Source organism: Stenotrophomonas sp. T8, from assembly GCF_051853085.1.
GTDB lineage: Bacteria > Pseudomonadota > Gammaproteobacteria > Xanthomonadales > Xanthomonadaceae > Stenotrophomonas > Stenotrophomonas sepilia.
The window spans coordinates 1,635,182-1,653,512 of sequence record NZ_CP195329.1; the positions used below are offsets into that span (position 1 = coordinate 1,635,182).

Below are 18,331 nucleotides of genomic sequence, written 5' to 3' on the forward strand. Positions count from 1 at the left end.
CTTGGATCGATCTAAGCGATGGGCGGGCGATTTTTAGCACGGGTCGCCCGCAGGCGCATGCTGCTGCGCAATATGGTACTGGCGTGGCGAAGGGATGACGGTTTGCTGAAATCAGTGAAATCGTTTTCGTGCGCAGGGGAGGGTGGGTCGGCAGGGCTGCGCCCTGCACCCGCGGTAGTGCCGGCCGCTGGCCGGCAACAGCCAAAGCCAAAGCCAAAGCGGCTCTGGGTTGTCTGTGGCTTGGCGGGGCGGTGTCGGACTGCGGGGACGGGTTTACGGCGTCCCCCGCAACCGGACCCACCCCGACTCCCCACAGGAAACCGGCTTCTGCTGTTGCTTCTGCTGTTGCGGTTGCTGTTGCTCCAGCTCGTAGCAGGTGCAGGGCGCAGCCCTGCCGAACACCCCATCTCATGCTGCGCCGCAGAATGCATTCGGCTGAACCTGCATGCTCTACTTGAATCGATCTAAATTCACGGTCTGGTGGGTCGGGCGTCATTCCAGGGGGAGCTCTCTGCAGGTCAGGGCAGGGCTCAGCGGAACGGTGCCGAACGCCCCCGGCCGTCTGCCTCCGCGTCATCGACTACAGGAACCCGACATGCGCCCAGTGCCGTCCGCTCCCGCCGTCCCATTGTCCTCGCGCCCGCTGGTGCGCCTGGCCTGCCTGCTCGCGCTGTCGTCAGTGCCGGTGCTGCTGCAGGCTGCCCCGGCAGCGCTGGAGCGCGAGGTCAACACCTTCATCGGCAGCAAGGACGACGGCAACACGTTCCCGGGTGCGTCGGCACCGTTCGGCCTGATCCAGGTCAGTCCGATCGGCAGCCACTACTCGGGCTGGCGCTATGACGACGAGAAGATCCGCGGGTTCGGCCACTCCTTCCTGTCCGGCGCGGGTTGCTGGGAACAGGGCGGGCAGGTGTCGGTGCTGCCGGTGACCGGCTCGATCGGTCCGGGTGGCGATTTCGATACCGGCAATGCCAAGCAGTTCGACCACAAGGCCTATGCGTCGGCTTACACCCACGATGGCGAGGTCGGCCAGGCCGGCTACTACAAGGTGCGCCTGACCAGCTACGGTGGCATCGATGCCGAGGCGACCGCGCGTACCCGTGCCGCGGCCGAGCGCTACACCTTCAGCCAGCGCAGCGGCGATGGCCACGTCCTCGTCAACGTCGGCCAGGCCAACGAGCGCCATTCGGTGATCGGCAGCGTGGTCGATGTGGTCGGCGACCGCGTGGTCGAGGGCAAGCTGGTCACCAAGAGTTTCTGCGGCGGTCATCAGTACACCACCTGGTTCCGCATCGAGTTCGACCGTCCGTTCAAGGCGCATGGCACCTGGGGCGAGGGCGGTGGCCTGCCGGGCGCGCGCCACAGCATGGAAGGCGAGCAGAAGCCGAACGGTGCCTGGCTCAGCTTCGACCTGGCCAAGGGCCAGTCGGTGACAGCGGTCAGCGCGATCTCGCACGTGGATGCCGAAGGCGCGCGCACCAACCTGCGCGCGGAGGGCATGCAGGGTGGGGCGCTGCTCGGCTTCGACCGCATGCGCGCGCTGTCCCAGCAGGCCTGGCGTGAGCAGTTGGGCCGGGTGCGCGTGCAGGGCGGCACCGCCGATGACCGCACCGTGTTCTACAGCGCGGTCTATCACGCGCTGCTGCAGCCGATGACCGGCAACGACGCCGACGGCCGCTACCGTGGTTATGACGACGGTATCCACCGCGCTGATGGCTGGACCTATTACCAGTACTTCTCGCTGTGGGATACCTACCGCGCGCAGAACCAGTGGCTGGCGCTGACCCGCCCGGACGTGGCGCGCGACATCGGCCGTACCCTGCTGGCGATCGACGAACAGGTCGGTTGGCTGCCGCGCTGGGGTTATGCCAACTTCGAGACCAACATCATGACCGGCGATCCGGTCACGCCGTTCATGGTCGACCTGTGGCGCTTCGGCGCGCTCAAGGGCCGTGAATCGCAAGCCTGGGATGCACTGCGCCGCAATGCCTTCGGCACGCCACCACTGAACTCGCGCATGGCCGGACGCTCCGGCAACCCGACCTACCTGGACAAGGGCTATGTGGCCTACGACCGCGCGTTCCCGTCCAAGGGCATGGATGTCGATCCGCACCATGGTGGTTCGGCCACGCTGGAATATGCGCTGGCCGACTGCGCGCTCTCGCAGATGGCCGATGGCCTGGGCCATGCGCAGGATGCGGCGACACTCCGTGAGCGTGGCCGCAACTGGCGCAAGGTGTGGGACCCGCAGGTGCGCGATGCCGAGACGGGTTTCACCGGCTTCCCGCGCCCGCGCACCGAGGATGGCCAGTGGTACACGCCGGCCGATGGCCACTACAGTCCGCGTTCGCACCACGGTTTCCATGAGGGCACGGCGTGGCAGTACCAGTGGCTGGCGCAGCAGGACGTGCCGGGCCTGGTCGAAGCGATGGACGGCCGCGAACAGGCCGGTCGCCGCCTGGATGCGTTCTTCGCGATGGACGCGCTGCAGGCCGATCCGCTCAATGCCGCCCGCAAGGCGTGGGTGGTCGGGCCGTACAGCTACTACAACCAGTTCCGCTACAACCCGAACAACGAGCCGGACCTGCACTCGCCGTGGCTGTACACGCTGATCGGCCAGCCGTGGAAGACCGCGGCCGTGGTGCGTGCCGCGCAGCAGTTGTTCACCAATGCCCCCAATGGCGTGACCGGCAACGATGACCTCGGCACGATGTCGGCCTGGTACCTGTTCAGCGCCATCGGCGTGTACCCGGCGGTGCCGGGCAGCGGCCAGTTCCTGCTGCACACGCCGCGCTTCAGCAAGGTCGAAGTGGACATGGGCAATGGCCGGACCCTGCGCATCGACGCGCCGGGTGCCGATGGCCGCCGCCTGCAGTACGTGCAGGGTGTGCGGGTCGACGGCCAGCCGCATGCACCGGTGTGGCTGGACTGGGACCGCCTGCAGCAGGGCCCGCGCCTGCAGTTCGCACTCGACGCGAAGGCGCCGGAGCTGGGCTGGGGCACGGCGGTGAAGGACCTGCCGGTGTCCTGGTGCGCGGCACCGGGCAGCCAGCTGCGCTGAGCCGGACTGTGCCGTTCGCGCTGACCCAGCGAACGGCACGGCACGACACGGCCCTGATCCATTAGGCTTGAGCCTCCAGCGGAGTCCGGGAAGACGATGAACGACAACGGCAACAGTCCCAGCAAGCGCGCCGGCAAGGCGGTGACGGTGACCGACATCGCGCGCGCGATCGGCGTGTCACGGGCAACCGTGTCGCTGGTGCTGCGTGGCAGCCCGCTGGTCAACGTCGATACCCGGGCCAAGGTCGAGGCCGAACTGCGCCGCCAGCGTTACGTCTACAACCGCGCGGCGGCCAACCTGCGCCGTCGTACCTCGTCGAGCATCGCGCTGGTGATCAACGATCTCTCCAACCCGTTCTTCGCCGAGTTCGCATCGGGCGTGGACGAGGCGTTGGGCGGGCGTGGCTACGTGACCCTGCTCGGCAGCACGGGTGAATCGCCGGAGCGGCAGCAGGCGGTGCTGTCCACGCTGATGGAGCACACCCCGGCCGGCCTGATCCTGTCGCCGGCCGAGGGCAGCGATACCGCACAGCTGCGGCAGGCACTGGGCGCCAATGCCAACGTGCTGCTGTTCAACCGCGAACTGGCCGGGGCCGACTGGGACTTCCTGACCCTGGACAACCAGCACGGCGCCTATCTGGCCACGCGCCACCTGATCGAGCGCGGCCATCGCCAGATCGCCTTCTTCGGGGGCCACGCCGCATCCAGTTCCTGCCACCAGCGCCGCGCGGGTTTCCAGCAGGCGCTGGCCGAGGCCGGCCTGTCGCTGCCGCCGGGCTGGATGATCGAATCGGCCCCGAATCGCTTGGAAGCGGCAGCGCGCACCGATGAGCTGTTCGCCGATGGCCATCGCCCAAGTGCGGCGGTCTGCTACAACGACACCGTCGCGCTTGGCCTGATGCTGGGCTTGAACTCGCGCGGTATCCGTCCGGGCGGTGATTTTGCCGTGACAGGCTTCGACGATATTTCCGAGGCGTCGGTCGCGGTTCCGCCGTTGACCACGCTCACCGCCGACCCGCGCGAGCGTGGCCGCCAGGCTGCCGCGCTGCTGCTGCAGCGGCTGGACGAACCGGACGCGCCGCCACGGCGCACGGTTGCGCCGGTGCAGTTGCGCATCCGCGAAAGCAGTGCCGCACGACCGAACTGATTCCTTCTGCATACCCCCTTCCACGCAACAACGACCTTCCGCGCATCGAGGCGCGTACCGCATGCCGATCTCCGCAACGCCCCGTCCATCGGGTTCTTCTTCCAGCGGCACCGCGACGGTGATGAACGCACGTGCCGCACTGGCGGTGGCCACCACGATCTTCTTCATGTGGGGCTTCCTGACCAGTCTGAACGATGTGTTGATCCCGCACTTGAAAGCGGTGTTCGAGCTGAACTACACGCGCGCGATGCTGGTGCAGTTCACTTTCTTTGGCGCGTACTTCCTGATGTCGTTGCCGGCAGGCCGGCTGGTGGCCCACCTTGGTTACAAGAAGGGCATCATCGCTGGCCTGCTGATCGCCGGTGTCGGCGCGCTCGGCTTCTGGCCGTCAGCGGCGTTGCGCACGTACGACGCGTTCCTCGCTTCATTGTTCGTGCTGGCCACCGGCATCACCGTGCTGCAGGTTGCTGCCAATCCGTACGTAGCGCTGCTGGGGCCTGAACAGACCGCCTCGAGCCGCCTGACCCTGGCCCAGGCGCTGAATTCGCTGGGTACCACGCTGGCACCATTGTTCGGAGGCTTCCTGATCCTCAGCACCACGGTGAAGAGCGGCGACGAGATCGACGCCCTGCCCGTGGCCGAGCAGGTGGCCTATCGCGCCGCTGAAGCGCACTCCGTGCAGGGGCCATACGTGGGCCTGGCGATCGCGCTGGTGCTGCTGGCAGTGTTCGTCTACCTGTTCCGCCTGCCCAGTCTGGCCGAGACCACCGAGAAGGCCGATACGAATCATCACACGTTGCTGGATGCGCTGAAGCAGCCGCACGTGTTGTTCGGTGTGCTGGCGATCTTCTTCTACGTGGGCGCCGAAGTCTCCATCGGCAGTCTGATGGTGAATTATCTCGCCCTGCCGGAGATCGGTGGCATGAGCGAGCAGCAGGCCACGAAGTATGTGTCGGCCTACTGGGGATGCGCGATGGTTGGCCGTTTTGCCGGTTCCTGGCTGTTGGCCAAGTATTCGCCGCGGCGTCTCCTGGCTGGCTTCGCTGTCGCCAATGTGATTCTGCTGGGCGTGACTCTGGCCGCCAGCGGCAAGGCGGCCATGTACGGCATCGTGGCCACGGGCCTGTTCAACTCGATCATGTTCCCGACCATCTTCTCGCTGGCAATCGAACGCTTGGGGCCGCTGACCAACAAGGCGTCAAGCCTGCTGATCATGGCCATTGTCGGTGGTGCGGTGATCCCGCTGCTGCAGGGCATGCTGGCCGATCGCATTGGCCTGCACTTGAGTTTCTTGCTGCCTATCGCCTGCTACCTCTACATTATTTTCTACGGTCTGGTGGGCTCGCGCCCGTCGACCCGCATTCCGCAGGGAGGCTGAGTCCGGAATGGGTGCCATCGTTTGCTTCGGCGAAATTTTGATCGATCTACTAGCGCAGCCGCCGGCCTCGGCCGACACGCCGCGCGCCTTCCTGCAGTACGCCGGTGGTGCACCGGCCAACGTTGCCGTTGCGGCCGCCCGGTTGGGTGCGAAGACGCAGTTCGTCGGCACGCTGGGCCGCGACATGTTCGGCGACTTCCTGGCCGACAGCCTGGTCGAGCACGGCGTGGGCACGGATTACATCGTGCGTACCGATGCGGCCAAGACCGCACTGGCCTTCGTCGCACTGGATGCCAGCGGCGAGCGCAGCTTCAGCTTCTATCGCCCGCCGGCAGCCGACCTGCTGTTCCGTGACAGCGACTTCCAGGCCGCGTGCTTCGACAGCGCGCAGTGCTTCCACGTCTGCTCCAACAGCCTGACCGAGCCAGCCATCGCCGAGGCGACCTTCGCCGGCATGGATCGCGCGCGTGCGGCTGGTGCGGTGGTCAGCCTCGACCTCAATCTGCGTCCGGCGCTGTGGCCGGCGAACGAGGACCCGACACCGCGCCTGTGGCAGGCGCTGGAACGCGCCGACCTGGTCAAGCTGTCGCGCGAGGAGCTGGACTACCTGGCCGCGCCGCTGGGTGCCGATGGCGAGGCTGCGGTACTGCGGCGCCTGCTCGCTGCGCGCGTGCGCTGGGTGATCGTCACCGACGGTGCGGCCACGCTGCACTGGTACACGCGCGACAACCACGGCACGGTCACCAGCTTCCGCGTGGCTGCCGTCGATACCACCGCGGCCGGTGATGCCTTCGTCGGTGGCGTGCTGGTCGGCTTGCTGGAGCGCAGCGGCGCCGGTGCCGGTTTTGCCGCCTTCTGCCAGGACCCGGAGGCGATCACCGCCACGCTGCGCTTCGGTGCTGCGGTCGGTGCGCTGGCTGTTACCCGCAAGGGCGCGTTCGCCGCGATGCCCTCGCTCGATGAAGTGCAGCAGCTGCTGCAGTGCCAGGACATTAACGCATGAGCACCTCCCCCGACTTCCGTTCGCCCGCGTTCCTGCGCGCGCACATCGCCGATACGATGGCGTTCTACCATCCGCGGTGCATCGATCCGAACGGTGGCTTCTTCCACTACTTCCGTGACGACGGCAGCATCTACGACGCCAACCATCGCCATCTGGTGAGCAGCACGCGTTTCGTCTTCAACTACGCGATGGCCTACCGCGAATTCGGCAACGCCGAGTACCGTGAGGCGGTCGAGCACGGCGTGCGCTACCTGCGCGAGGTGCACCGCAACCCGGCCACCGGCGGTTACGCCTGGACCCTGCGCGACGGCAAGGTCGAGGACGACATGAACCACTGCTACGGCGTGGCGTTCGTGCTGTTGGCCTACAGCTGCGCACTGAAGGCCGGTCTCGAACAGGCCCGCGCATGGATGGACGAGACCTGGCAGCTGCTGGAGGCGCGCTTCTGGGAGCCCCAGCACGGCCTCTACAAGGACGAAGCCGATGGGCAGTGGAATTTCACCGGCTACCGTGGCCAGAACGCCAACATGCACATGTGCGAGGCGATGCTGGCCGCCTTCGAGGCCAGCGGCGAACAGCGCTATGTGGAGCGCGCGCTGCAGCTGGCCAACAACATGACCCGTCGCCAGGCCGCCAAGGCCGGTGGCCTGGTGTGGGAGCACTACGATTCCAACTGGGAGATCGACTGGGACTACAACCTGGACGACCCCAAGCACCTGTTCCGCCCATGGGGCTTCCAGCCGGGCCACCAGACCGAATGGGCCAAGCTGTTGTTGATCCTGGACCGCCATGTGCAGGTCGACTGGCTGGTGCCGACCGCGCAGCACCTGTTCGACGTGGCTGTGGCGCGCAGCTGGGACGAGGCGCGGGGTGGCCTGTACTACGGTTTCGCGCCGGAGTCGCGCCGGCAGCCGGGCATGGATGGCGCCCCGATCGGTGGCGACAGTTTCGTCTGCGACGACGACAAGTATTTCTGGGTGCAGGCTGAGACGCTGGCGACCGCCGCACTGATGGCCAAGCGTACCGGCGATGACCGCTATTGGCAGTGGTACGAGCGTATCTGGGCGTATTCGTGGGAACACTTCGTCGATCACCGGTACGGCGCCTGGTTCCGCATCCTCGATGCCGACAATCGCAAGTACAGCGACGAAAAGAGCCCGGCCGGCAAGGTGGATTACCACACCATGGGTGCGTGCTACGAAGTGTTGAACGTGGTGCGTTGAGGTTGGTGCGCCGGGCATGGCCCGGCACTGCCATGAACTGGACTTGCAGGTAGCGCCGGGCCATGCCCGGCGGAAAAACAGGAGCATCCCGTGCATCGCCTTCCCCTCGTTTTCCGCCTGCTCCTGCTGCTGATCGCGGCGTCCGCCTTCCCGGTCGCTGCCACGCCGCTGCAGGCACAGTGGGAGTTCCGCATGCTGCCCGGCGACGCGCAGGGCGCCGCTCACCCAGGTCTGCAGCAATGGCGGGCGGCGACGGTGCCGGGCAGCGTGCACACCGACCTGCTCGCTCACGAACTGATCCGTGATCCGTATGTCGGCGCACCAGAGGCCGAACTGCAATGGATCGGCCTGGCCGCCTGGGAGTACCGCGCGCGCTTCGACGTGGATGCGGCGACGCTGGCCAAGCCCAATGCCGAGCTGCGCTTCGACGGTCTGGATACCTACGCCGACGTCAGCCTCAACGGCAAGCCGCTGCTGCGTGCGGACAACGCGCACCGGACCTGGCGCGCGCGCGTGAATGGGCGCCTGCGGGCCAGGGACAATGAACTGCAGATCGTGTTCCGTTCGCCGATCCGCACCCTGCTGCCGGGCGTGCAGGCAATGCCGCACAAGATCGCTGGCAACTATCCGTCGCCGTATGGCGATGAGCCGAAGGACGCGATGGTCGGCAACTTCGCGCGCAAGCCGGCCTACCACTTCGGCTGGGACTGGGGTCCGCGCTATGTCACCGCCGGCGTCTGGCGCGGAATCGATCTGCAGGCTTGGGACGCGCACCGCCTGACCGATCTTGCGGTGCGCACGGATGCATTGAGCGCGGAGCAGGCGAAGCTGGCCGTGCTGCTGCAAGTAGAGCAGGGCGACGCTGCCGGTTCTGCGGTGGTCAATGTCGATGTGCGCGATCCGCAGGGTCGCAGCGTGGCCCAGGTGCAGCGCACGGTGCTGCTGAAGCCCGGCCAGAACAGCATCGAGGTTCCGGTTGAACTGGCCGATCCGCGGCGCTGGTGGCCAGTCGGCTACGGCGCGCAGGACCGCTACACGGTGCAGGCCCGCCTGGACCAAGGTGGCGCGCCGGAGCTGGCGCGCGAGCAGCGCATCGGGCTGCGCACGGTCGAACTGCGCCGCGAGGGAGACCGCAAGGGCGGGCAGGGCTTTGCCTTCGTCATCAACGGCGTGGAGATCTTCGCCAAGGGCGCCAACGTGATTCCGTTCGATGCCTTCCCCGCGCGCGTCGATGCCGCACGCCTGCGCCAGGTGCTGACGGCCGCGCGCGACGCCAACATGAACATGCTGCGCAACTGGGGCGGCGGCTACTACGAGGAGGACGCGTTCTTCGACATCGCCGACGAACTGGGCCTGCTGGTGTGGCAGGACTTCATGTTCGGCGGCGGCATGCAGCCGGGCTACGATCCGGCGTTTCGTGCCAACGTGGTGGCCGAAGCACGCGACAACGTGCGCCGTCTGCGCCACCACCCCAGCATCGTGCTGTGGTGTGGCAACAACGAGGAAGAAACCGCCTGGAAGGACTGGGGCCATGGTCGCGACCTGAAGGCGGCCGACCCGGCGTTTGCAGCGAAGGTCTGGCAGGGCTATGTCGACCTGTTCGGCAACGATCTGCGCGCGGTGGTGGGCGAGGAAGGGCTGGGCGTGCCGTACTGGTCCAGTTCACCGAGCAACGATCTTGACGAAAAGGCCAACGACTCGACCCGCGGCGACAAGCACTACTGGCAGGTCTGGGGCAATCCGGCGCTGCCGGTGCAGGCCTACCTGCGTGAGACGCCGCGCTTCATGTCCGAGTACGGGCTGCAGGCGTGGCCGTCGGTGGCGACGGTGGACCAGATCGCCACCCGCGCCGAGCAGCGCATCGACAGCCCGGTGATCCGTGCGCACCAGAAGTTCATGGCGGGCGAGGGCAACAGCCGCCTGCTGCACTACATCGAGCTGGGCTACGGTACGCCGAAGGACTTCGAGGACTTCGTCTACCTCAGCCAGGTCATGCAGGCCGATGGCATCGCTCTGGCGGCACTGCACCATCGCGCCTCGCGCCCGTACACGATGGGCTCGCTGTACTGGCAGCTCAACGATGTCTGGCCCGGCGCCTCGTGGTCCAGCGTGGACTATTTCGGCCGCTGGAAGGCGCTGCACTTCGCCGCGCGGCGTTTCTTCGCGCCAGTGACGGTGGCAGCGCTGCGCGACGAGGGCAGCACGCGGGTGCGCCTGATCAACGACGGTGCCGCACTGGATGCGCGCTGGCGTCTGCGGGTGATGGACGTGGAGGGGAAGGTGCTGCGTCGTCGCGAGGAAACGGTGACGTTGGCGGCGGCGGGTGTCACCCCGATGGGCGATTTCAGCGATGCGGAGCTGCTGGCCGGTGCCGACCCGATGCGTACGGTGGCGGTGTTCGAGTTGCTGCAGGACGGCAACGTGAGTGCGCGGCAGGTGGTCGGTTTCGTTGAAGCCAAGGACCAGGTGTTGCCGCGGCAGAAACTCAAGGCCACGTTGTCCATCGAAGGGGACCACTATCGTCTGCGGCTGGAAAGCGCGGCGTATGTGCGCGCGGCGTGGATCGACTTCGGCGCGCTGGATGTGCAGGTCGAAGACAACCTGCTGGACCTGCTGCCGGGTGAAACCCGCGATATCGCGGTGCGCGGCCCGGTGGATCTGGTTACCCTGCGCGAAGCGCTGAAGGTGAAGACCCTCAACGACCGTTGAGCAAAAAAGGGGACGGAGGGGATTAAGTCGTTTGTGGCCCATGTGTGCCACAAACGACTTAATCCCCTCCGTCCCCTTTTTCTTGCTTACAGCTGGATCTGCTGGAAATTCTCGACCCGTTCGTGGCCGTTGGCGGCCTGCCCGGTACGCGGCATCGGGTAATCATCCAGGCGATCGATCAGGCGGGTCTGCAGCCCGGCTTCGCGGGCGGCATCCAGTTCTTCCACCACATCGGACAGGAACAGGATCTCGCCGGCCGGTACGCCGATGGCCTGCACGATGCGGCGGTAGCTGTCGGCCTCGCGCTTGCCGCCGACTTCGGTGTCGAACCAGCCCGACACCAGCGGGCTGAGGTCCCCGGCATCGCTGAAGCCGAAGAACAGCTTCTGCGCCGGCACCGAGCCGGAGGAGTACACGTACAGCGGCAGCCCGGAGGCGTGCCAGCCCTTCAGCACCGGCGCTACTTCCGGGTAGAAGTGCGCGGTGTAGTCGCCACGGCGGTAGCCTTCGTCCCAGATCAGTCCCTGCAGCGCCTTCAGTGCGGTGTGCTTGCGGTCCTGGTCGATCCAGCCCTGCAGCGTCTCGGCCACGAGGCTGTCCTGGCAGGCACCGCCGATCTCGGTTGCCACCGCATCCAGCCAGCGGCGGACGTCCGGCTGCTGGCCATGCTCGGCGACAAACGCGGGCAACGCCTTGCGCGCATAGGGGAACAGCACGTTCTTGACGAACGAGATGCTGCTGGTGGTGCCTTCGATATCGGTCAGGATGACGCGGGCTTGCATGGATCAGGACGCCTGGGTGGGTACGTAACGAGGGAACTTCTGCGCGATGTCGGTGCCGGTGAAGTGACCGACCCAGCCATCCGGCTCGGTGAAGAAGCGGATCGCCACGAAGCTGGGTTCCTCGCCCATGTCGAACCAGTGGGTGGTGCCATCGGGCACGGCGATCAGGTCATCCTTCACGCACTCGATCTCATAGACCTTGTCACCCACGTGCAGGGTGAACAGGCCCGAGCCGGCGACGAAGAAGCGCACTTCGTCTTCCTTGTGGAAGTGCTCGTCGAGGAACTTCTTGCGCAGCTCGGCGCGATTCGGGTTGTCCGGGGCGATCGAGGCCACGTCCACGCTCTTGAAGCCGCGCTCGGCGACCAGGCGGTCGATGTCAGCGCGGTAGGCGGCGAATACTTCCTCCTGGCTGGCGCCCGGTGCGACGGGCGCGGTGGCCTGCCAGCGCTCGAAGGTGACGCCGATCTTCTGCAGCTCGGCAGTGATGACCGCGCCGTCCTGGGTGTCCAGCAGCGGCGAATCGGGGCGGGTGTCGTCGTAGATGCGCAGTCGGCTCATGGCGGCAGCTTGAACGTCTCGGGGGGAAGACAGGGTAGCAGGGTGGGTGTAGGGCGCAGATTCCGGATCGGCATCTGCACCTGCGCGCCGGTTCAGCCGCGCAGCCTGCGCAGCTCCAGTTCGCAGTGGAACAGGAACTCGAACGCTTCCAGGTGGCGGCGTGCCTCGGCCATGTCGCGGCCCCAGGCGTACAGGCCGTGGCCATCGATCAGATAGCCCCACAGGTTCCGCCGGTCGAGCAGGTCATCGACCTGCTTCGACAGCACGTTCATGTCCTGGGTGTTGGCGAACACGGGCACATCGATGGCCATTTCGTGGGTACTGTTGCCGGCGAAGGCCTTCAACAGCTCGTAGCCTTCCAGGCGGACATGACCCTGCGGCGCGTACAGGCGCGAGGCGATGGTCTGCACCGGCGAGTGCGTATGCAGCACGCAGCCGACCTCCGGGAAGCGGCGGTACAACTGGGTGTGCAGCAGGGTCTCGGCGGACGGGCGCAGCGGACGGCCGACGGCCTGGCCGTCGAAGTCCACCACCATGATGTCGTCCTCGATCAGGCGGCCCTTGTCCTTGCCGGACACCGTGATCGCCGCGTGGCGATCGTCCAGGCGGTGGGAGAAGTTGCTGCTGGTGGCCGGGGTCCAGCCGGCATGGGCCAGTTCGCGGACGTTGTCGATCAGCAGCTGGGCCAGTTCGCTCAGGCGCGCGGTGTCGTAGGGGAAGGTGGGGGCGTTCATGCCGACGATTTTACTGGATTCGGCCAACGGCTGAGCCCCTCGTGGCGGGTCGTGTAGAGCGGTTCATGGGGTTGGCGGGGCGGGCGGGTCGTGCAGGGGACGCTGCAAGTACGTCCCTGTAAGCTCGGTCGCCGCATCCATGCGGCTCACGCCCCTGCACGGCCCACCCGCCCCGCCTCGGACAGGTTCCGGCGTGCGGCCGGCCACGGAGTGAAGAAGGAAGAGCGAAAAGCGGGTCGCGGCGCTACGCTTGCTCGCAGCCGAGCATGGCTCGGCTCTACAGAAGATTCGTCCCGATACATTCGTTTCCGGGAACGCTTCATCCACGCATGGCGTGGATCTACCGGACGCGCCGGGAGACTGTCAGGGGCGGGGAGGCATGGGTTCGCGGGGGTGTCAGCCGCATGGATGCGGCTGCCAAGCCTACATGGACGTACTTGCGGCGTCCCCCGCGAACCCATGCCTCCCCGCCAAACCCACAGTCCCGCTCTTGCCGTTGCTCCGGCTTCAAAGGCGGGTGCAGGGCCGCAGGCCCTGCAATGCAGAAAACCTCACTTACCCCGCAGACGGCTGTGCCTGAAGCCGTAGCAGAAATAGATCACGAAACCGACGAAGGTCCAGACGCCCATCAGCATCCAGTTGTGCATCGTCATCGCCGACAGCAGGGCCAGGCAACTCAGCACGCCCAGGCTGCAGATCAGCCAGGCCATCGGCATGCGGAACGGGCGCGGCAGGTCCGGCTGGGTGCGGCGCAGGATCAGCACGCCGGCACACACCGCCGCGAACGCGATCAGCGTGCCCATCGAGGTCAGCTCGCCCAGGATGTCCAGCGGGAACAGCGCCGCCAGCAGCGCGATGCCGATGCCGGTGATCACCGTGTTGATGTGCGGGGTGCGGTACTTCGGGTGGATCCTGGTGAACACCGGCGGCAGCAGGCCGTCGCGGCCCATGATCATGAAGATGCGCGGCTGGCCGATGATCATCACGAGGACCACCGAGGACAGGCCGACCAGCGCGCCGACCTCGACCACCCAGCGCAGCCAACCCAGCTGCGGATGCGCGGCCACCGCGGTCACCACCGGTTCGTCGGTGCCCAGCAGCTGGAACGGCACCAGGCCGGTCATCACCGCGGCCATCGCGATGTAGAGCACGGTGCAGACCACCAGCGACAGCATCATGCCGATCGGCATGTCGCGCTGCGGATTCTTCGATTCCTGCGCCGCCACCGACACCGCCTCGAAGCCGATGTAGGCGAAGAACACCATCGCCGCGCCACGCAGTACGCCTTCCATGCCGTACTTGCCGGGGCCTTCGTTGGCGGGAATGAACGGGGTCCAGTTGCTGGTGTCCACATACTTCCAGCCGACCACGATGACCAGCAGGATCAGGCCGGTCTTGAGCACGACCATCGCCATGTTCATTGCCGATGACTTGCTGATGCCGACGTAGCACAGCCAGGTCAGCAGCAGTACCAGCGCAGCGGCCGGCAGGTTGGCGATCGCGCCGGTGGGGCGCAGCTGTGCATCGAGTGGGGCACTGACCAGCGCCGCCGGTAGATGGATGTCGAACTGGCTGAGCAGGCTGAGGAAATAGCCGGTCCAGCTGACCGCCACCGCCGACGCAGAGACGCCGTATTCGAGCACCAGCATCCAGCCGATGAACCAGGCCGACAGTTCGCCGAAGGTGGCGTAGGTATAGGTATAGGCGCTGCCGGAGACCGGCACCATCGAGGCGAACTCGGCGTAGGCCAGCGCGCAGAAGGCGCAGCAGATGGCGGCCAGCACGAACGACAGCATGATCGCGGGGCCGGCGTGGTTGGCGGCGGCCTGGCCGGTGATGACGAAGATGCCGCCGCCGATCACGGCACCGATGCCGAGGGCGGTCAGGCCCCAGGGGCCGAGGTGGCGGCGCAGGCTCAGGCCGTTGGCGTCTTCATGGGCGGCATGCGGGTGCTTGGTGGCCCACAGTTGCTTGAACATGTGTGGTGGTCTTGTCGAAGCGCGCCGTGTCTGGCGCGCGGGGAAAACGGACGGGCCGGCACAGGGCCGGCCCGTAGGCGGATCAGGGTGACTTGGCCAGCTTGCTGTTGCGCATGCCATAGCCGAGATAGATCAGCATGCCCAGCACGGTCCAGCCGACGAACAGGTGCCAGTGCACCACGAACGCCTGCCAGAACAGGAACAGGCAGGCCGCAGCGCCAAGCGGGCAGATGATCCACACCGCCGGCACGCGGAACGGGCGATGGATCTCCGGCTTGGTATAGCGCAGCACCAGCACGCCGATGCAGACCGTGGCGAAAGCCAGCAGGGTACCCATCGAGACCAGTTCGCCCAGCACGTTCAGCGGCACCAGGCCGGCCAGTGCGGCGGCGATCACGCCGACCACGATCGTGGCCCAATAGGGCGTGCGGAAACGAGCGTGGACCTTGCCGAAGAACTTCGGCAGCAGGCCGTCGCGGGAAATGGTGTAGGCGATGCGGGTCTGGCCCATCATCATCACCAGCACCACCGAGGACAGGCCGGCGATGGCGCCGATCTCGACCAGGGTCTTCAGCCAGGACAGGGTCGGGTAGGGCTCCAGCGCGGTGGCCACCGGCTTGTCGGTGCCCAGCAGGTGGTACGGCATCATGCCGGTCAGCACCGCGCAGACGATGATGTAGACGATGGTGCACACGGCCAGCGAGCCGAGCAGGCCGATCGGCATGTTGCGCTGGGGATCCTTGGTTTCGCCGGCGGCGGTGGAGACCGCATCGAAACCAATGTAGGCGAAGAACACGATGGTGGCCGCGCGGAAGATGCCGCTCCAGCCGAACTCACCCGGCACGCCGGTGTTTTCCGGAATGAAGGGCTGCCAGTTGGCCGGATCGATGTGGGCCGCGCCGATGCCGATGAACAGGCAGATGACGGTGACCTTGATCGCCACGATGATGGCGTTGACGAACGCCGACTGGGTCACGCCCACGTACAGCAGGCCGGACACCGCCGCCACGATCAGCACCGCCGGCAGGTTGAACAGCTTGCCGGAGGAGACGAACTCGCTGCCGGTCCAGGCGATGGGCGCGGCGCTGAGCAGGTCCGGGAAGGGCATGTGCAGCGTGGTGGTGATGAAGCTGATCAGGTAGGCCGACCAGCCCACCGCGACCGACGCCGAGGCGAACAGGTACTCCAGCACCAGGCACCAGCCGATGAACCAGGCCATGCCTTCGCCGAGGGTGGCATACGAATAGGAGTAGGCACTGCCGGAGACCGGCATCATCGCCGCGAACTCGGCGTAGCACAGGCCCGCCAGGGCGCAGGCGAAGCCGGCCAGCACGAACGACAGCATCACCGCCGGGCCGGCGTGGTTGGCCGCGGCCTGGCCGGTCAGCACGAAGATACCAGCGCCGATCACCGCACCCACGCCAAGCAGGATGAGGTGTTTAGCCGTGAGGGTCCGTTTCAGCGTGGCTTCGCCGTCCAGGCTGCCTTCGATGGGTTCGCCGGCATCGACGTGCCCGGCCGGCTGGACCGGCTTGACCCTCAACAGAGCTTTCAGCATGCAGTACTTCCTAATGATCGGATGGGGTGGGCCGCCGATACGTTGCCGGCAACCTTGAACGGTGAAGGCCGTGCGAACGGCCCGCTGTACCTTAGCCAAAGCTGAAGCCAACGCACAAGCGCAATCGCAACAATGAACGGCGATAATGAGCAGTATTTTTCCGAACCGCCCCCATTCATGCGCCAGACCGCCGAAACCCTTGCCGTGCTTGACGATCGCCTACGCGGCCTGTTGCGGGACTATGCCCGCCGCGAGCCCGCCCACGACGCACTGGCTGCCGAATTCGGCACATTGCTGGACGATCCAGAAGATCCGTTCCGTCGCGAACGGCTGGCCGGGCATTTCACCGCCAGCTGCTGGCTGGTCAGTGCCGACGGCCAGCGCCTGCTGCTCACCCATCACCGAAAGCTGCAGCGCTGGCTGCAGCTGGGCGGTCACGCCGACGGCGACCGTGATCTGGCGCAGGTGGCGCTGAAGGAAGCCGAGGAGGAGTCCGGCCTGAGCGGCCTGGTACTGGAAGACCCGGCCATCTTCGATCTGGACAAGCACTGGATTCCCGAGCGCAAGGACGTGCCGGGGCACTGGCACTACGACGTGCGTTTCGTGATCCGGGCGCTGGGTGGCGAGGCCTTCGTGCTCAGCGAGGAATCGCTCGACCTGGCCTGGCGGGCGGTGACCGAAGTCGCGGTCGACCCCGAATCGGATGAATCGATGCAGCGCATGGCGCGCCGGTGGTTGGCGCGCTAGCAACCTGTAGAGCCGAGCCGATGCTCGGCTCGATGCAGGCCGGAACCGCAGCCGAGCATGGGCTCGGCTCTACACGTGCAAGGCGGGACGCGCGTCAATACAGCGCGCGTCAATACAGGATGCGCGTACGCAACGTTCCTGGAATGGCGGCCAGTTCGTCGCGGACGGCGGCGGCCTGTTCCTCGCTGGCGGTGATGTCGATCACCACGTAGCCCACCTTCGGGTCGGTACGCAGGAACTGGCCGTCGATGTTGACGTTGTGGCGCGAGAAGATCTCGTTGACCCTGGACAGCACGCCCGGCACGTTCTGGTGGATGTGCAGCAGGCGCAGGCTGTCTTCGTGTTCGGGCAGGGTCACTTCCGGGAAGTTGACCGCCGACAAGGTGCTGCCGTTGTCGCTGTAGCGCACCAGCTTGGCCGCCACTTCCACGCCGATGTTGTCCTGCGCTTCCAGCGTACTGCCACCGACGTGCGGGGTCAGGATCACGTTGTCGTGACGGGTCAGCGGCGATTCGAAGATATCGCCGCTGCCCTTCGGCTCGACCGGGAACACGTCCAGCGCGGCGCCACCGACGTGGCCGCTGGCCAGCGCAGCGTCCAGCGCATCGATGTCGACCACGGTGCCGCGGGCGGCGTTGATCAGGTGCGCGCCCTTGCGCATCTTCGCCAGCTCGGTGCTGCCGATCATCCACTGCGTGGCCGGCGTCTCCGGCACGTGCAGGGTGACAATGTCGGCGCGTGCCAGCAGGTCGTCCAGGCTGGCCGCTGCACGGGCATTACCCAGTGCCAGCTTGGTTTCCAAGTCGTGGAAGATCACCTGCATGCCCAGCGATTCGGCGAGCACGCCGACCTGGGTGCCGATGTGGCCATAACCGATGATGCCCAGCGTCTTGCCACGCACTTCATGGCTGCCGCTGGCTGACTTCGACCAGCCGCCGCGATGGCATTCGGCGTTCTTCTGCGGGATGCCGCGGGTCAGCATGATCGCCTCGGCGATCACCAGCTCGGCCACGCTGCGGGTATTGGAATAGGGCGCATTGAACACCGGGATGCCGGCCAGTTCGGCCGCATCCAGGTCGACTTGGTTGGTGCCGATGCAGAAGCAGCCCACCGCGATCAGGCGCTTCGCCTCGGCCAGCACCTCGGCGCTGAGCTGGGTGCGCGAACGGATGCCGACAATATGTGCCTCGGCGATGCGCGCCTTCAACTCGTCCTCGGGCAGCGCCTTGGTGTGTGCCTCGATCTGGCTGTAGCCGGCGGCGCTGAACACCTCCACGGCGGTCTGGCTGACCCCCTCCAGCAACAGCACGCGGATATCCTGCTTCGGGAACGAGGTCTTCTTCGGCGACATGGGGCAACACGGCCAGTGGGACAGGGGCCAACCACTATGCCAGATCACGGCGCTCATGGTGCAGTGCGCAATTGGTTGCATCCGTAGCTATCTGCCTGT

The 18,331-nt window shown here is 66.5% G+C and carries 13 protein-coding genes; 7 read left to right on the forward strand and 6 right to left on the reverse strand.

Going from position 1 to position 18,331, the window contains the following annotated elements; genetic code table 11:
* Positions 1-595: 595 nt before the first annotated feature.
* From ACSDHM_RS07795 to ACSDHM_RS07820, 6 genes are all read left to right on the forward strand, one after another.
* Positions 596-3,061 carry a GH92 family glycosyl hydrolase gene (locus ACSDHM_RS07795; RefSeq protein ID WP_439426842.1) on the forward strand — a complete coding sequence of 822 codons (2,466 nt, stop codon included), beginning with the start codon at positions 596-598 and terminating at the stop codon, positions 3,059-3,061.
* A 96-nt stretch (positions 3,062-3,157) separates the two neighbouring features.
* The gene (locus ACSDHM_RS07800) at positions 3,158-4,207 is read left to right on the forward strand and encodes a LacI family DNA-binding transcriptional regulator (protein WP_061479246.1); all 1,050 of its coding nucleotides are present in this window, start codon (positions 3,158-3,160) and stop codon (positions 4,205-4,207) included.
* Between the two features lie 121 nt (positions 4,208-4,328).
* The gene (gene fucP, locus ACSDHM_RS07805; protein ID WP_227837248.1) at positions 4,329-5,585 is read left to right on the forward strand and encodes an L-fucose:H+ symporter permease; all 1,257 of its coding nucleotides are present in this window, start codon (positions 4,329-4,331) and stop codon (positions 5,583-5,585) included.
* Positions 5,586-5,592: 7 nt separating this feature from the next.
* A complete protein-coding gene (locus ACSDHM_RS07810; protein ID WP_439426843.1) occupies positions 5,593-6,588 on the forward strand; it encodes a carbohydrate kinase family protein in 996 nt (331 codons plus the stop codon).
* The gene (locus tag ACSDHM_RS07815) at positions 6,585-7,811 is read left to right on the forward strand and encodes an AGE family epimerase/isomerase (RefSeq protein WP_111007967.1); all 1,227 of its coding nucleotides are present in this window, start codon (positions 6,585-6,587) and stop codon (positions 7,809-7,811) included. The genes ACSDHM_RS07810 and ACSDHM_RS07815 overlap by 4 nt, the downstream gene beginning before the upstream one ends.
* A gap of 90 nt (positions 7,812-7,901) precedes the next feature.
* A complete protein-coding gene (locus ACSDHM_RS07820) occupies positions 7,902-10,520 on the forward strand; it encodes a beta-mannosidase (RefSeq protein ID WP_111007968.1) in 2,619 nt (872 codons plus the stop codon).
* An 86-nt stretch (positions 10,521-10,606) separates the two neighbouring features.
* Here ACSDHM_RS07820 and mtnC read toward each other — a convergent pair whose 3' ends face one another.
* The 5 genes from mtnC to ACSDHM_RS07845 all read right to left on the reverse strand — a co-directional run bounded on the left by mtnC (position 10,607) and on the right by ACSDHM_RS07845 (position 16,134).
* On the reverse strand, positions 10,607-11,302 hold the full coding sequence (mtnC, locus tag ACSDHM_RS07825) for an acireductone synthase (RefSeq protein WP_061479251.1): 696 nt from the start codon (positions 11,300-11,302) through the stop codon (positions 10,607-10,609).
* 3 nt (positions 11,303-11,305) lie between these two features.
* The gene (locus ACSDHM_RS07830) at positions 11,306-11,863 is read right to left on the reverse strand and encodes a 1,2-dihydroxy-3-keto-5-methylthiopentene dioxygenase (protein WP_065177596.1); all 558 of its coding nucleotides are present in this window, start codon (positions 11,861-11,863) and stop codon (positions 11,306-11,308) included.
* A gap of 92 nt (positions 11,864-11,955) precedes the next feature.
* Positions 11,956-12,597: a methylthioribulose 1-phosphate dehydratase gene (locus tag ACSDHM_RS07835; protein WP_072169086.1), complete on the reverse strand. Its 642-nt coding sequence runs from the start codon at positions 12,595-12,597 to the stop codon at positions 11,956-11,958.
* Between the two features lie 551 nt (positions 12,598-13,148).
* Positions 13,149-14,576: an amino acid permease gene (locus tag ACSDHM_RS07840; RefSeq protein WP_053500013.1), complete on the reverse strand. Its 1,428-nt coding sequence runs from the start codon at positions 14,574-14,576 to the stop codon at positions 13,149-13,151.
* 82 nt (positions 14,577-14,658) lie between these two features.
* Positions 14,659-16,134, reverse strand: a complete 1,476-nt coding sequence (locus ACSDHM_RS07845) for an amino acid permease (RefSeq protein WP_005416354.1) — start codon at positions 16,132-16,134, stop codon at positions 14,659-14,661.
* 132 nt (positions 16,135-16,266) lie between these two features.
* Between ACSDHM_RS07845 and ACSDHM_RS07850 the strand changes: the two genes are divergently transcribed.
* A complete protein-coding gene (locus ACSDHM_RS07850; protein WP_080376960.1) occupies positions 16,267-16,881 on the forward strand; it encodes an NUDIX hydrolase in 615 nt (204 codons plus the stop codon).
* Between the two features lie 109 nt (positions 16,882-16,990).
* On the opposite strand, the gene serA is transcribed toward ACSDHM_RS07850, so the two are convergent.
* Complete coding sequence (gene serA, locus ACSDHM_RS07855; RefSeq protein WP_439426844.1) at positions 16,991-18,232, reverse strand: phosphoglycerate dehydrogenase; 1,242 nt, start codon at positions 18,230-18,232, stop codon at positions 16,991-16,993.
* Positions 18,233-18,331: the final 99 nt, after the last annotated feature.

Bases quoted from the DNA above. Each gene is read 5' to 3' on its own strand.
- ACSDHM_RS07800 (WP_061479246.1), top strand. From the start codon at position 3,158: ATGAACGACAACGGCAACAGTCCCAGCAAGCGCGCCGGCAAGGCGGTG.
- ACSDHM_RS07850 (WP_080376960.1), top strand. From the start codon at position 16,267: ATGAACGGCGATAATGAGCAGTATTTTTCCGAACCGCCCCCATTCATG.
- ACSDHM_RS07835 (WP_072169086.1), bottom strand. From the start codon at position 12,597: ATGAACGCCCCCACCTTCCCCTACGACACCGCGCGCCTGAGCGAACTG.
- ACSDHM_RS07815 (WP_111007967.1), top strand. From the start codon at position 6,585: ATGAGCACCTCCCCCGACTTCCGTTCGCCCGCGTTCCTGCGCGCGCAC.
- fucP (WP_227837248.1), top strand. From the start codon at position 4,329: ATGAACGCACGTGCCGCACTGGCGGTGGCCACCACGATCTTCTTCATG.
- ACSDHM_RS07840 (WP_053500013.1), bottom strand. From the start codon at position 14,576: ATGTTCAAGCAACTGTGGGCCACCAAGCACCCGCATGCCGCCCATGAA.
- ACSDHM_RS07810 (WP_439426843.1), top strand. From the start codon at position 5,593: ATGGGTGCCATCGTTTGCTTCGGCGAAATTTTGATCGATCTACTAGCG.
- ACSDHM_RS07830 (WP_065177596.1), bottom strand. From the start codon at position 11,863: ATGAGCCGACTGCGCATCTACGACGACACCCGCCCCGATTCGCCGCTG.
- serA (WP_439426844.1), bottom strand. From the start codon at position 18,232: ATGTCGCCGAAGAAGACCTCGTTCCCGAAGCAGGATATCCGCGTGCTG.
- ACSDHM_RS07845 (WP_005416354.1), bottom strand. From the start codon at position 16,134: ATGCTGAAAGCTCTGTTGAGGGTCAAGCCGGTCCAGCCGGCCGGGCAC.
- ACSDHM_RS07795 (WP_439426842.1), top strand. From the start codon at position 596: ATGCGCCCAGTGCCGTCCGCTCCCGCCGTCCCATTGTCCTCGCGCCCG.
- mtnC (WP_061479251.1), bottom strand. From the start codon at position 11,302: ATGCAAGCCCGCGTCATCCTGACCGATATCGAAGGCACCACCAGCAGC.